Annotated in this window: 13 protein-coding genes; 8 read left to right on the top strand and 5 right to left on the bottom strand. The window is 40.5% G+C overall.

Annotated features, from left to right (window positions below; translation table 11 throughout):
• Positions 1 to 93: 93 nt before the first annotated feature.
• The 3 genes from PL9214_RS19940 to ffh all read left to right on the top strand — a co-directional run bounded on the left by PL9214_RS19940 (position 94) and on the right by ffh (position 3728).
• Positions 94 to 1275, top strand: a complete 1182-nt coding sequence (locus tag PL9214_RS19940; RefSeq protein WP_245824310.1) for a pentapeptide repeat-containing protein — start codon at positions 94 to 96, stop codon at positions 1273 to 1275.
• Positions 1276 to 1367: 92 nt separating this feature from the next.
• The gene (locus PL9214_RS19935; protein WP_072720521.1) at positions 1368 to 2159 is read left to right on the top strand and encodes a pentapeptide repeat-containing protein; all 792 of its coding nucleotides are present in this window, start codon (positions 1368 to 1370) and stop codon (positions 2157 to 2159) included.
• Positions 2160 to 2288: 129 nt separating this feature from the next.
• Entirely contained in the window at positions 2289 to 3728 is a 1440-nt protein-coding gene (gene ffh, locus PL9214_RS19930; protein ID WP_072720520.1) for a signal recognition particle protein, read from the top strand.
• A 131-nt stretch (positions 3729 to 3859) separates the two neighbouring features.
• Here the strand turns inward: ffh and PL9214_RS19925 are convergent, their stop codons facing one another.
• From PL9214_RS19925 to PL9214_RS19915, 3 genes are all read right to left on the bottom strand, one after another.
• Entirely contained in the window at positions 3860 to 4693 is an 834-nt protein-coding gene (locus tag PL9214_RS19925) for a metallophosphoesterase (RefSeq protein ID WP_072720519.1), read from the bottom strand.
• Between the two features lie 170 nt (positions 4694 to 4863).
• Entirely contained in the window at positions 4864 to 8115 is a 3252-nt protein-coding gene (locus PL9214_RS19920) for a CHAT domain-containing tetratricopeptide repeat protein (protein ID WP_072720518.1), read from the bottom strand.
• A 25-nt stretch (positions 8116 to 8140) separates the two neighbouring features.
• Entirely contained in the window at positions 8141 to 8983 is an 843-nt protein-coding gene (locus PL9214_RS19915) for a DUF4384 domain-containing protein (protein ID WP_072720517.1), read from the bottom strand.
• A 329-nt stretch (positions 8984 to 9312) separates the two neighbouring features.
• Here PL9214_RS19915 and PL9214_RS19910 point away from each other — a divergent pair, with 329 nt between their 5' ends.
• Both PL9214_RS19910 and PL9214_RS19905 read left to right on the top strand, forming a co-directional pair.
• Positions 9313 to 9873 (top strand): GNAT family N-acetyltransferase, encoded by a 561-nt coding sequence (locus PL9214_RS19910; protein ID WP_072720516.1) that lies wholly within the window; start codon positions 9313 to 9315, stop codon positions 9871 to 9873.
• A 68-nt stretch (positions 9874 to 9941) separates the two neighbouring features.
• A complete protein-coding gene (locus PL9214_RS19905) occupies positions 9942 to 10187 on the top strand; it encodes a hypothetical protein (protein WP_139295120.1) in 246 nt (81 codons plus the stop codon).
• 129 nt (positions 10188 to 10316) lie between these two features.
• Here PL9214_RS19905 and PL9214_RS19900 read toward each other — a convergent pair whose 3' ends face one another.
• The gene (locus PL9214_RS19900) at positions 10317 to 10835 is read right to left on the bottom strand and encodes a DinB family protein (protein WP_072720514.1); all 519 of its coding nucleotides are present in this window, start codon (positions 10833 to 10835) and stop codon (positions 10317 to 10319) included.
• 242 nt (positions 10836 to 11077) lie between these two features.
• Between PL9214_RS19900 and PL9214_RS19895 the strand changes: the two genes are divergently transcribed.
• Positions 11078 to 11296, top strand: coding sequence for a hypothetical protein (locus tag PL9214_RS19895; RefSeq protein ID WP_072720513.1), 219 nt, complete (start codon positions 11078 to 11080; stop codon positions 11294 to 11296).
• Here the strand turns inward: PL9214_RS19895 and PL9214_RS19890 are convergent, their stop codons facing one another.
• Complete coding sequence (locus PL9214_RS19890; protein ID WP_083580103.1) at positions 11297 to 11845, bottom strand: pentapeptide repeat-containing protein; 549 nt, start codon at positions 11843 to 11845, stop codon at positions 11297 to 11299.
• Positions 11846 to 11921: 76 nt separating this feature from the next.
• Here PL9214_RS19890 and bchD point away from each other — a divergent pair, with 76 nt between their 5' ends.
• The gene (bchD, locus tag PL9214_RS19885; RefSeq protein WP_072721132.1) at positions 11922 to 13895 is read left to right on the top strand and encodes a magnesium chelatase ATPase subunit D; all 1974 of its coding nucleotides are present in this window, start codon (positions 11922 to 11924) and stop codon (positions 13893 to 13895) included.
• A 74-nt stretch (positions 13896 to 13969) separates the two neighbouring features.
• Positions 13970 to 14143, top strand: coding sequence for a hypothetical protein (locus tag PL9214_RS31435; protein ID WP_186440417.1), 174 nt, complete (start codon positions 13970 to 13972; stop codon positions 14141 to 14143).
• Positions 14144 to 14170 lie beyond the last annotated feature (27 nt).

The raw sequence follows: 14170 nt of genomic DNA, 5'->3' as shown, positions 1-14170 counted from the left end.
TGGGGATAGGGGGCGAGAAAACCTCGCCCCTACAAATCGTTTCAAAGGGGCAAATTTGGCTTAATCTGGATTAGAGAATCTATTCAGTCCCCTATGCCAATGTTAGAGCAAGCCAACGAATTATTTAAACAGGGAATTTCCTACTACCAAACAGGTCAATATCAAGCGGCTTTGTCCTGTTGGCAAGAAGCCCTCCAATCTTATCGAAACCTACAGGAGCATAAACGGGAAGGGGCAGCCTGGGGTAATTTAGGCGCTGTTCATGAGGCTTTATTAAGCCCAGAATTTGCCATTAATTGCTATCAACAACATTTAGCCATCTCCCGTGAAATTGATGACCCCAAAGGCGAACTGAATGCTTTAGTTAATCTCACTAATATTTATTATAATTTAAAAGAATATTCCAACGCCCTAGATTACCAAAATCAACGGTTAGCACTCGCCCGTCAATTATTAGATCCCTATACAGAAGAACAGGCATTTTCAGGATTAGGAAAAATTTATCTAGCTCAAGAACAATGGGAACAAGCCATTGACGCTTATCAACATCAATTAATCCTCGCCCAAGCTCATCAAAATTATCCCAGTCAAGGCAGTGCTTTTAATCATTTAAAATTAATCCATGAACAGTTAGAACAATGGGATCAAGTTCAAGCCTATTCTCAACAACATCAGGCTATCTTTAGACCCTTTTTAACTGAAAATCCCGGAAATATTTTACATCAAGCCGAAGCAATTGGCTTAGATCCCTTAATCGATTTTGCCGGAATAGATTTAAGCCATCTTGATTTTAGTTATGCTGATTTACGAGAAGCAAACCTCGAACAAACCAACCTCAGTTATGCCAATTTAACGTTAGCAGATTTGAGTGGAGCTAATTTAAAAGCCGCTAATTTAAACCATGCTATTTTGACCAATTCTAATTTACGGGATGCAGATTTAAGCAATGCTAATTTAATTGAAGCTGATTTACGCACCAAAATGCCAAGGGCGAATTTAAGTTATGCTAATTTAACCAAAGCCGACTTCATGAGTGCCTATTTACCCCATGCTAATTTAAGTTATGCCAATCTCACCGACACCAATTTTCAATATGCTGAGTTAACGGGGGTCAACTTCCAAGGGGCTAACTTAACCGGAGCTAATTTTAGTCGCGCCGAGATGAAAGATGCAAACGTAGAAAACGTTAATTTTACCCACGCTTTGGGAATTTCCGGCAGAATTAAATTGGAGTTAGTCAAACGAGGGGCAATTTTTGAGGAAAATGAAGATTAGGTTGGTGGAAATCTATGAATATCCAGGTTTACCCTGTAATTTTCAATTATAACCATTGACTTATATCAATAAACCTAACAATCAAAATTCCTATGACTGGTGTAGAAGGACTTTGGCCCCATAATCTCAGCCCAAATCGCTTGGCGGTATTAGAACGCAAACTTGTCCTGTGGTTACAGGAACAACCCCTACCCGCCGATATTCACGAAATGGCACTCCACTATAATAGCCATGAAGATTTGCAATTATTAACCCAAAAAGCAGCGGCTCAAGGCTGTCATTTTGCGGATTTGCAAACAACTGTTCAAGGGGTTATATCAGCAAAAACCGATAACTTTTTAGACTTAGCAGAAATTGCGGGTTTAAATCCCTTAGAAGATTTTGCTGACGCGAAACTATTAGGAGCTAATTTAAGGGGATTAACGTTAAGTGGTGCAAAACTAACAAATGCTTATTTACGCGGAGCCGATTTAAGCGATATTGATTTAACCTGTTCTGATTTAAGAAATGCAAATTTAGGAGGAGCCGATTTAAGCGGAGCATTATTAAGTGATGCGGATTTAACAGGAGCAGATTTGCATCGGGTTAGTTTAGCTTTAGCGAATTTAAGTGGCTCGAATTTAACGAATGTTAATTTAGAAGAAGCCAATTTAAGTAACTGCAATTTAAGCGATGCTAATTTAAGCGGAGCTTGTTTAAAAAATGCCGATTTATATCAAGCAGGATTAGCTTTAACAAATTTAGTCAACGTGGATTTTACGGGTGCTAATGTTAAAGAAGCTCGACTCTGGCATGATTCGGGAATTTCCGACGAAGTGAAAGCAGATTTAATCCATCGGGGTGCAATTTTTGATGAAAAGATAGAAAATATAAAACGAGATTAACTCAATTTTTCTCCGCTACAATTGTAAGGGCGAGGTTACCTCGCCCCTAAACAGGGATTATCGAACAATAAAAGCCCTTTCAATATTATTATAGAGGGTGAAGTTAATCTGATCCCTAAACTAATTGCTATGTTTGATGCCCTAAGTGAACGCTTTGAATCCGCCTGGAAAAAACTCCGAGGTCAGGATAAAATTAGTGAGTCTAATATTCAAGATGCCTTAAAAGAAGTCCGTCGCGCTCTTCTGGAAGCGGATGTTAACCTGCAAGTGGTTAAAGAGTTTGTCGCGGAAGTTGGCGAAAAAGCCCAGGGGGCGCAGGTCGTGTCCGGTGTGCGACCGGGGGAACAGTTTGTTAAGATTGTCCATGATGAATTAGTCAATGTGATGGGGGAAAGTAACGTTCCCCTTGCCCAAGCGGACACGGCTCCAACAATTATTTTAATGGCGGGGTTACAAGGAACAGGAAAAACCACCGCAACAGCTAAATTAGCTCTGCATTTAAGAAAAGAAAATCGCACCGCTTTGTTAGTTGCAACGGACATTTATCGACCTGCCGCGATTAATCAATTAATCACATTAGGAAAACAAATTAACGTTCCTGTGTTTGAAATGGGAACCGATACAGACCCGGTAGAAATTGCCCGTCAAGGGGTAGAATATGCCCGAAATCACGATATTGATACCGTTATTATTGACACCGCCGGACGTCTGCAAATCGACCAAGATATGATGGCGGAATTAGCGCAAATTAAAGAAACCATTGAACCCCATGAAACCTTGTTAGTGGTTGATGCCATGACAGGTCAAGAAGCCGCTAATTTAACCCGTACTTTTAATGACCAAGTGGGGATAACCGGGGCTATTTTAACCAAAATGGATGGGGATAGTCGTGGTGGGGCGGCGCTGTCAATTCGTCGGGTATCTGGTGCTCCGATTAAATTTGTGGGGGTTGGTGAAAAAGTCGAAGCTCTACAACCGTTTTATCCTGACCGAGTTGCTTCTCGAATTTTAGGCATGGGCGATATTTTAACGTTAGTTGAAAAAGCCCAAGAGGAATTTGACTTGGCAGATGCTGAGAAAATGCAGGAAAAAATTGTTACGGCAAAATTCGATTTTACCGACTTCCTGCGTCAAACTAGAATGATGAAAAATATGGGGTCTTTGGGGGGATTAATTAAGTTAATTCCGGGGATGAATAAGATTTCCCAAGACCAATTAGACCAGGGAGAAGCGCAACTCAAACGTTCAGAAGCGATGATTAATTCCATGACCGTTGATGAACGCAAAAACCCCGATTTATTAGCCAGTTCTCCCTCCCGTCGCAAACGCATTGCTAAAGGGTCTGGAATGCAAGAAAAAGATGTGATGAAGTTAGTGAGTGACTTCCAGAAAATGCGGGTGATGATGCAACAAATGAGTCAAGGAATGATGCCCGGAATGGGTATGCCTGGAATGGGTATGCCGGGGATGGGTATGCCCGGAATGGGTGGCATGAGAGGGGGTTATCCAGGTGCTCCTAAAGCTAAGAAAAAGAAAGAGAAAAAGAAAAAAGGTTTCGGACAACTTTAACCCTTCCCCTCGTTCCAAGGTTCTACCTTGGGAATGCCAACCGGAGGCTCTGCCTCCGATTCTTTTTAGGGGATTAAATAATCTATTAAAATAGCCAGTATTTAGGGTTCATTCTTATACAATCTAATTCATTAAGGTTGAGGCTTTAATGTAATCACAGTCACTTCTGGCGGACAATTCCAACGTCCCGGTAAATAGGTTCCTAAACCTCGATTTACATAGAGATAATTCTCTCCAACTTGATGTAATCCTGATGCCCAATTCCAATGTTTATAAACTGATTTACAATGAGAAATAAAAGGAATCCACCGCCGTAAAGGTTTAGGAATACGGCGACGAATGGGAGGTAAGAAAGAGGGTAATACTCCTAATTTGGGTAATACAATTTGACCGCCGTGAGTATGACCCGATAGTTGTAAATCAACTCGCCATTGCTTTAAAATTTCGGCAGTATCGGGGTTATGACTTAAAATAATTCTAGGGATGGTTTCATCTAAGGTATTCATTATCGGTTGAGGTTGGAATTGTTTAGATTTTAAATCTCCTAACCCAACTAAGGCAAGTTCTGAATCGAAAGGATAAACAACTTGATTACAAAGTACCTGGATTCCAATTTGATTTAAAGCTTCAGTAACGATTGTTTTAGAATGATGATAATAATGATCATGGTTGCCTAAAACGGCATAAATTCCTGATTTACTCGATAATTGTTTGAGGTAAGTTGTCAGTTGAGTAATCGGTTGAGGATCATGGGTGACATAATCCCCCGTTAATACAATTAAATCAGGTTTTGCTGCATTGGTAACAGCGATCGCTTCTTTTAACAATTGTTTAGATAATCGCAACCCATCATAATGAAAATCTGACATCTGTACGATTCTAATCCCCTTTAATTGAGGCGGTAGATTAGCAATAGCAACCGTTAATCGTTCTACCTTTAATTTTCCTGTTAACAGTGGATACATTGAGTTAACCTTAAATGTTTAATTTCAGTGTAGCGCACCTTCAAAAGTAGCTAAAAATTAGGCAAAATCAATATTTAATAATATGAAATCTTTAAATGTTTGCTACGCATCCATATTGTGTAGAGACGTGCCATGGCACGTCTCTACGTGGGATTTACGGATCATCTGTATCATCTATTTAGAGGGAAGGCTATTCCAGCAGGAAACGGATTTGTGTCTCCTTGGCAAACCCAAGCTGCCCAAAAATAAGGATGATTTAAAACTTGAGTATTAGGATTATTATTGATATAATCAGGACTCCAATTCAATTCTGTTTTGAGTTCTTCTAAAATCTCTTGACCTAAAGGAAATTGTTGTAATTCTTGAATAGTCACAGAACGAATATAATTTTGAGCCGTTGTTAACGCTTCATACCGACCATCACCGGATTTTAATAAATCTAAGAATTGATTCATTAATAATATACTGGCTTTCGTGGGAACTGACCATAAACTCATCACTAAAGTTTTACAACCTGCCACTGCAAACGCTCGACGTAATCCAAATACTCCCTCACCAATTTTAACATCTCCTAACCCACTTTCACAAGCAATTAATATGGTTAATTCATTTTGCCATAAATCCAAAACTGCCACATCTTGGGCGAATAAAAACCCTTTTCCGGCTTCGGGGGGTAAATCTCCTCCTAATTTCCAAGTATTAGCCCCTGCTAAGGCTAAACCTGAACGCATTAGGGAGTTATCAATAGAAGTAGAAGAAAAGCGATCGCGATTCCTTAAACCTTGAATTTGTTCCCCCCTAACTCCACTTAATAAAGGGGGAATAGATGAATTTTTAGTTTCGGAATTATCGATAATTTTTTGAACGATAGGAATAAAGTTCTGTAACCAAGTTGCTGTATTGATATCGCCCTGTTTTTCAAAAATATCAATAACAGTTTCCATGCAATTGATTAAGGTTTGATTTAATAAATTCGGCTGATTCTGTAAAATCTCCTCTTCCTTGCCAGTGGGAGATTGCAATAATAATGCAATTAAGTTAAAATAAGGATTATCCCCAGAATTAAAATAACCGTGAGTGGCAATTAACAAAATACTTGGACAATTTAAACGACTGAACAACGATTCTAAAGCTTCTTGTTGCAAATAAGGTTTAACGCCTAATTTTTTCGCTACAATTTTCGCTAATATTCCCGTTTGTGAAGGCGGATCAAAATATTCCCCACCCCAGCGTTTAATCACATCATTCGTAGTCAGCCCTTCAGGGCTTTTCTGAGGGCTTAAGCTCTCACTACTAGATAAATTAAAGTCAGGATCAGCCACAATCAAAGGAGAAGAAGCAGGACGTTCTGTTTGAACCATCCTCCGCAGAATATCTCGCCCTGCACTTAAATAACTAATTTGATACTGATCCATTAATAACCGTTTTCCACTATTGTCTAACGGTATAATTCCAAAGGGAACTAGACTTAATTCTGCATCGGGAGCGATAATTAAATGGGAATATTCGGCTAAATTCACCTGTTCTAAAATAGGATTATAAATCGCCTCTCGTAATTTTATCCCCGCTTCTTGATAAGGTTTCTGTTGAGGAGGTTTTGCTTTTCGGCGTATTCCTAACTCTTTTAATCTCAGATCAGAAATTGTTTCTCGAAATACCTTAATTAACCGATCAATGGGTTCTGCCTCTCCTAATAAAATCATCTGCACTGCATCGGGTTGTTGAGCAGGTAAAACAAACGCCAAATATTGGGCAGGTTGCCATTGATCTGCTTTAAAATCATAGACATTAAACCGCACAAACTCCACTAAAGCAGAACCTTCGGGTAATGCTAATGCCACTGCCCGTCTGTCGGTTTCTTGGTCTTGGAGTTGAATTTCTGGAACTTGGGAAGCGAGTTGTTTTTCAATTTGTTCACATTCTTTTTGTAATTCTGCAACTAATTGTTGATGTTCACGGTGACGAAGACGATACTGTTCTTGGGGTTCTTGGGGTTGGATAAAAGGCGGATCAAACATTAGATGGGTTAGCTTTTCTCGTAAGGATCGTAACCGTTGAAATTCCGGTTGCAGGTGGGAATACCGTTCACTATAAATGGCAAAATTAAACGCAGCTAAGGCAGTGGCGGTGATACATTTACGTTGAAGAACAACATCTAAAGCGATTTTTGCAGCTTCGGGAGAGTCGGAAAAATAAATTGAAATTAAGGAAAGGAAACGATCAAAATTTTCTCTAATATTATCAATATAGATGAGGCGCTCACGTTCTGAACTATAAGCAAAATTTGCACGCAAGAGGCGATCATCCATTGCGATCGCTTGCTGCATTAATTCTAAAGCTTCCGTTGGACGATAGGTTTTAATTAATAATATTGCTAAATTAATTAAACTGGTAACAACATCAGGGTGATCACCTGGAAAGAGCCGTTGCTGCATTGCTAAAGCTTGCTGAAACAAAGGTTCAGCTTGACTCAGCCTACCTTGATACTGATAGAGTTCTGCTAAATTATTCAGGCTTTTGGCAAGATCGGGATGATTGCCTGGAAAGAGCCGTTGCTGCATTGCTAAAGCTTGCTGAAACAAAGGTTCAGCTTTACTTAGCTTGCCTTGGGAGTGGTAGAGAGATGCTAAATTACTTAGGCTGGTGGCAATATTGGGATGATCGCCTGGAAAGAGCCGTTGCTGCATTGCTAAAGCTTGCTGAAACAAAGGTTCAGCTTCACTTAGCTTGCCTTGGGAGTGGTAGAGAGATGCTAAATTACTTAGGCTGGTGGCAATATTGGGATGATCGCCTGGAAATAGTCGTTTTTGCATCTCTAAAGCTTGCTGAAACAGAGGTTCAGCTTCATTTAGCTTGCCTTGGGAGTGGTAGAGAGATGCTAAATTACTTAGGCTTTGTGCAATATCTGGGTGATCCCTTTGAAAAAGTCGTTGTCTCATCGCTAAAGCTTTCTGGTATAAAGGTTCAGCCTCATTGAGCCTGCCTTGACTTTGATAGAGATGAGCTAAATTATTTAAGCTGGTCGCCACATATGGGTGATCGCCTTCAAACAATTGTTGTTGCATTGCTAAAGCTTGCAGGTATAGAGGTTCAGCCTCATTGAGCCTACCTTGACTTTGATAGAGATGAGCTAAATTATTTAAGCTGGTCGCCACATCTGGATGATCGCCTTTAAACAGCCTTAATCTTATTTCTAAAGCCTGCTGATAAAGGGATTCAGCTTCACTGTAATGTCCTTGTAACTCATAGAGAACGGCTAAATTATTTAAGCAATTAGCTATGTGAGTATTATCCAGAATTTGCATAGCTAATTGCAAGGCTTGTTTAGCTAGAGTTATAGCTTTAGTAAACAAGCCCTGTTGATAGAGTTCAAGAATTTGGTTGTTTAACTGATCAATTATTTCCTTGATGTTCTTAGACATGATTTGCCAAATTTGGCTCAGTTGCTCATTCTGCTGTCACTAAGTATTTTGTGTACAGAACTTCAGCTTTAGAATTTCGATCTATGTATTCCAAAAGAGCCTTAATCTGGTTTTGATTTAATTCCAAAGCTTCCTGCTGACTGATTTCCAACCAATCCAAAGGCGGTTTTTTAGGACTAATGACGGCTACCATTTGCTCTTGACCAAGTTCTGTTGCTGTAAAGGTTGGATAAGGGGAAGGAGGATATTGAGGTAAGGTAATCTCTCCTGCATCAAAACAAAATTCTGGAGCATATTCAGAAGGACATAAACAACAAACGGCTCCCGATGGTTCTCTTTCTAATAAAATCAAGTAACCTTTTTGATCGAGATTAACCTTAAAAAGAATATCGCTATTTAAGGGGACGGTATCGAGATAGTGATGTGCCTGTCGAGGTCGCATTCCTAGCGTTGATAGATTTGCTGTTACTAATACTGGCCCCATTTTTCTTGTAACAATCGCTTTTGCTGTAAGTCGTTGCCACAGTTGATCAACCTCAGACAACTGTTTTGGCTCAAGCAGACTGCCATCAATATTGCGAGTGGCTTTATCCGATAATTGCTCCCAAAGTTCATCAAGAGTTGAGGATCGACTTGATTCAAGCTCACCTGTATCAACTACATCTTCCCAGTTCAGTCCTAATTCTTGGCAAAGATTAATAAAAGTGTCTTGTTGAATCGGTTTTCCCATCCAAAACCTTTTGAGAGTAGCTACCGATGTCTCAGCAGCTTTCCGCCAATCCTCACTGGTTTTTGTCCAGCCTTTTTTTCTTCTGGCTTGGTCAACCATCTCTAACCGAGATGCCGCAAGTTTTAATGTTACCGCCATATTGAACCTCCTTTAAGTTAATCGTGTGCTAGTGAACCTTTTCTGAACCATATTTGAATCAAAGTAGCTAAAACTGAACTTGATATAACTTATAAGTCTTTACATTTTGTAAAAAATGAACCTTGACTGAACCAAAACTGGACTATATAATTGGTGCTAATCCCAGAAAAGCCTAGCTACAAAATATGATCCATATCTTTGTAGCCCATCTTCAGTGTACCACAAAGATTGGCTTTTGGTTCAAAAAGTGAACCAGAACTGAACCTTTGCCAAGTTACTGAGAGGGGCATCAAGCCAATTTGGGGATACCGCTATAGAGGATCAATATCATGCTGTTAAGAAAAGCCCCTGAAAAGTTACAGTTAGAGTCCTTTACCTTGGTAACGTGCTGCGATCAACGGTTTTTAAATGCTGCTTCTCAACGGTTGCAAGATCTAAAGCTCATGAGATGGGTTTTAGCAGGCGCACTGTCTCCCGAACAGGCACAAAACGAGTTGCATCTGTGGAAGAATCAGTTCCAAAACTACGGCTATGGTAACTATTTTGTTACTGATAAACAGGAACAATCGTTGTTAGGCTTTGTGAAAATTTATGATGGCCCGCGATCGCCTTTTACACAACTTGGATACCTGGTTGATACTCCCTATCAAGGTCATGGGCTAGGTACGAAATTTGCAGAAGCCGCCCTTGATATTGCTTTCAATATCTTAAATAAACCTCAACTGGCTGCCTATGCACGAGTCCAAAACCACCCGTCACGGCGAATTTTAGAAAAAGTGGGTTTTCGCTGCGACAACGATAATTTGTTGATTGATAATCGGGACTATTGCCAATATAGCTTAACCCAAGAACGCTATTTCCAAATGTTAGCTATTCGTCAAGCGTCTTAAGTGAACCATTGGGGGATATTTCAACCTATCCCCCTTTTTTAATCATTAATTTAGAGGAGAAAAAAATTATGCCTTGCAATTTTAACAATAATTATCCCTGTAGTGCTTCCCCCTGTTCTCAAAATAGAACTTGCCCCTATTCCTATCCTTGCCCTCAACAAGATTATCGCTATAATCAAGATTGGGGTAATCTATTCTGGTTAGTTCTAAGTTTAGTGTTAATGGTTTGGACAGTTAATGCAATTGTAGAAGTGCGTTATTCTGGATCAAAATCTGATTCTGAATTACAACTTCAGTATGTCAAAGATCGTTAAAAATTAAAGTTTTATTTTGAAAAAATCGTTACATTCTGATAGTGGGAGCGTCCTCGCTCCCTAAAATATACAATGGATTTTTGCTACGTTCTCGCTCCCTATATATAGTTTCAATGCAAACGCAGCTTATCATATCTTATTTTTCGGTTCAGGTCTAAGAATACGGTGCAAATCTAAACTCGGAGGTTGAACAATGGTTTGACTTAACATATCGTGAATTTGTCCGCGATGGTGGGTTTGATGGTTAAAGAAGTGCATGATTAAGATATCGATGGGATCATCATGAATATTTCCAGCATTATTTCGATAACGAATGGTTTGATCAAATCGAGTTTCATCGAAGTGTTGAAAAAATGTTTCGATTTTAGCGTCTTCTTGTTGACGAGCTTGCCATAATTGATCAAAGTTTTCATACAGAATAGCATCCAACCCCGTTGAGGCAATTTCACCCCCCGAAAATCGAGTCATCCAGATGCGATCGCCCACCAAAATATGATTTAATGTATTATGAATACTTTTAAAAAAAGCAGGTCGCATTTGTTGACGTTCAGCATCGGTTAATTCTGCACAAGCTGAATATAACCGTTGATTGGCTAAGGTATTATAACAAGCTAAACGTTGAAAATGACTAATTAAAGGATGAACCATACAATCCAGAATTTTAACGTTAAAGGAAGAAAAAAATATTGTTTACAACTGTAATTATACCGTGATCACCATCACATTTCCTAGACCACAAGATCACCTTTTCCTTACCCTGCTATCACTACATTCTAGTTATCTCAGTCACAAATTCTACTCGTAGAAATCACTTTAAAGCTTTTGTAAAATCACGCCTGATTTGTAAAAAATCGGTAAAGATTAGGGTGTTGAGTTTAGCTTAAATTCCCATGGTTCCGAAAGTTCAACTTTTACAATCTGCTCTCAGCGATTTATTTGCCCAAGTGAATACGACAGGTCAGTTAACCCTCGCTGATCGTTATGGATTAATGGCAGCCATTTTAGATGAATCTCTTTCAGAGGAAGAGAGGCGCTGCATTGATCGATTACTCAGAGCAGTTTCTCGCGGAAGAATCAAAATTGTTGATGATCTTTCTAGTTTACAATAATTAACATTCCCCTTTTTGTCCATCGGGCATTGTCGCCCCGCAAAAATTAGTTCCTTGTAATTTAGCATTATTGAGGTTAGCATTTAATAAATTTGCATTATTAAATTGAGCTTCTTCTAAAAACGCTTGATAAAGATCAGACCACGATAAATCAGCACCCTTTAAATTTGCCTTTCTTAAGGTTGTGCTCTGGAATTTTGTATCCCTTAAATCCGCCCCCGATAAATCCGCTTCAATTAAATTTGCTGAACTTAAATCTGCCCCTTTTAAATTCGCGCCTCTCAGGTTGGCTTTTTGTAAATTAGCTCCCAATAAATCAGCCCCTTCTAACTTCGCTTCTGCTAAATTTGCTGAACTCAAATCGCATTGTTGACATTCATTGGTACTAATTAATCGTTCCACATCACTTTTTCGTTCTGCTAAAACCGGAACACCAACCCCTAAAATAATTAAACCCGCAACCATCATCAAAATGAATTGAGGCTTTTGAATTTGCCCTAAAGAAGAATTTTGAGAGCATTGAAAAACGATAAAATTCCGAAGTTTCATGATTTTTGAGGAAAAACGATTAACAAAAGTACCCTTTTTTGCTATTCTAAGACATTGTTCTGTCATTTCTAAAGCTATGTCTGCGCCCGTTAGCGCCCCTACGATCACCTCCTTCCCCTTAACTGCGGTCATCGGACAAGATGCCATTAAACTCGCGTTGTTACTGGCGGCGGTTGACCCTGGTTTGGGTGGTGTGGTCATTGCTGGCAGACGGGGAACCGCTAAATCCGTTATGGCGAGGGCGTTACACGCTTTATTGCCGCCGATAGAAGTTGTTAAAGGCGCAATTGCCAACGCTGAACCCGTTGACGAAAGCCAACCCACTGAAATTGTCCCCGCAGCCTTTGTGCAGATTCCCTTAGGCATTACCGAAGATCGATTAGTGGGTTCGGTGGATTTAGAACAGTCGGTGAAACAAGGACAAACAGTGTTTCAACCCGGACTTTTAGCCACAGCAAACCGAGGGGTTTTATATGTGGATGAAATCAATTTGTTAGATGATAATATTGCTAATTTATTATTAACGGTTCTCACAGAAGGACGAAATTTAATTGAACGGGAAGGGATTAGTTTTGAACATCCTTGTAAACCGTTATTTATCGCGACATTTAACCCGGAAGAAGGGCCGTTACGAGATCATTTATTAGATAGAATTGCGATCGCTTTATCCGCCGATGGAGTTCTCAGTTTAGATGAACGGGTGCAAGCGGTGGATCAAGTCATGGATTATGCGCGATCGCCCCAGGATTTCTTAACTCAATATAACCAAGAATTAGATGATCTTAAAACCCAGATTATTTTAGCCAGAGAATGGTTAAAAGATGTGGTGATTACCCCTGATCAAATCTTATATTTAGTTCAAGAAGCGGTGCGGGGAGGAGTCCAAGGTCATCGAGCAGAACTATTTGCGGTGCGGGTGGCTAAAGCTTCGGCTGCTTTAGAAGGACGGACAACGGTAAATGCCGACGATTTACGCCGAGCCGTCGAACTTGTGATTGTTCCCCGTGCTAAAATTGTGCCACCTCCTGAACAACAACAACAGCAACCTCCACCACCTCCACCGCCTCAAGATCAATCTCCCGAAGACCAAGAGGAGGAAGAAGAAGACGACGAAGACCAACCCGACCCCCCGGAAGAAGAGGAGGCGACGATCCCTGAAGAATTTATTTTCGACCCGGAAGGGGTGATCCTCGATGATAGCGTCTTGTATTTTACTCAAATGGCGAACCGTCAAGGGAAATCTGGCAGCCGCAGCGTGATTTTTTCCGATGACAGGGGGAGATACATTAAACCCGTGTTACCCAAGGGGAAAGTCCAAAGAATTGCCGTTGACGCGACATTACGGGCGGCGGCTCCCTATCAAAAATCTCGACGGTTGCGGGAACCAGGGCGAAAAGTCGTTGTCGAACAAGGGGATATTCGCGCGAAACGGTTAGCGCGCAAGTCCGGGGCGTTAGTGGTGTTTGTCGTGGATGCGTCGGGTTCAATGGCGCTTAACCGGATGCAGTCGGCAAAAGGAGCCGTGTTACAACTGTTAACGGAAGCCTACCAAAGTCGGGATCAGGTGTCATTAATTCCCTTCCGAGGAGAACAGGCGGAGGTATTGTTACCCCCCACTCGTTCTATTGCTGCGGCACGGAAACGGCTAGAACGCTTACCCTGTGGGGGTGGATCGCCTTTAGCTCATGGGTTAACCCAGGCGGTGAGAGTCGGGGTGAATGCGAAACAGTCGGGGGATATTGGTCAGGTGGTGATTGTGGCCATTACCGACGGACGGGGGAATATTCCCTTATCTCGGTCTTTGGGAGAACCCCAAATTGAGGGAGAAAAACCGGATATTAAGAAAGAACTATTAGAAATTGCGGGAAAAATTCGCGGGTTAGGAATTCAATTGTTAGTGATTGATACCGAAAGTAAATTCATTTCTACCGGGTTCGCCAAGGAGTTAGCAAAAACAGCAGGAGGGAAATATTATCACCTTCCAAAAGCGACGGATCAAGCGATCGCAGCCATGACCCAAAATGCCTTAAGAGATGCGATCGGTTCTTAAACCCTCGTTCCCCGTGTCTCGCGGGGAATGCTTGTTTGAGGCTCTGCCTCTCCATAATATAAAGGACTTCTATTATGAGCTTATTTGATCGCCTTAATAGTGAGAATTTTTTCAACTTAGACCTTGCTAAAATGCAAAAAGATTTAGTGGAAATGCGTCAAGCAGTTGCTGAAACCATTGCTATTCTAAAACGAACTGAACTATCCCTCTTCTGTCACTCTCCGAAATCAACAAGTAATAAAAAGTAGAGTTATCCATTGGGAAAATAAGATTGA

It is taken from the genome of Planktothrix tepida PCC 9214, from assembly GCF_900009145.1.
GTDB classification, from domain to species: Bacteria; Cyanobacteriota; Cyanobacteriia; order Cyanobacteriales; family Microcoleaceae; genus Planktothrix; species Planktothrix tepida.
Note: the sequence above shows the minus strand (reverse complement) of the source record. Positions and strands in the feature narration are given on the sequence as shown.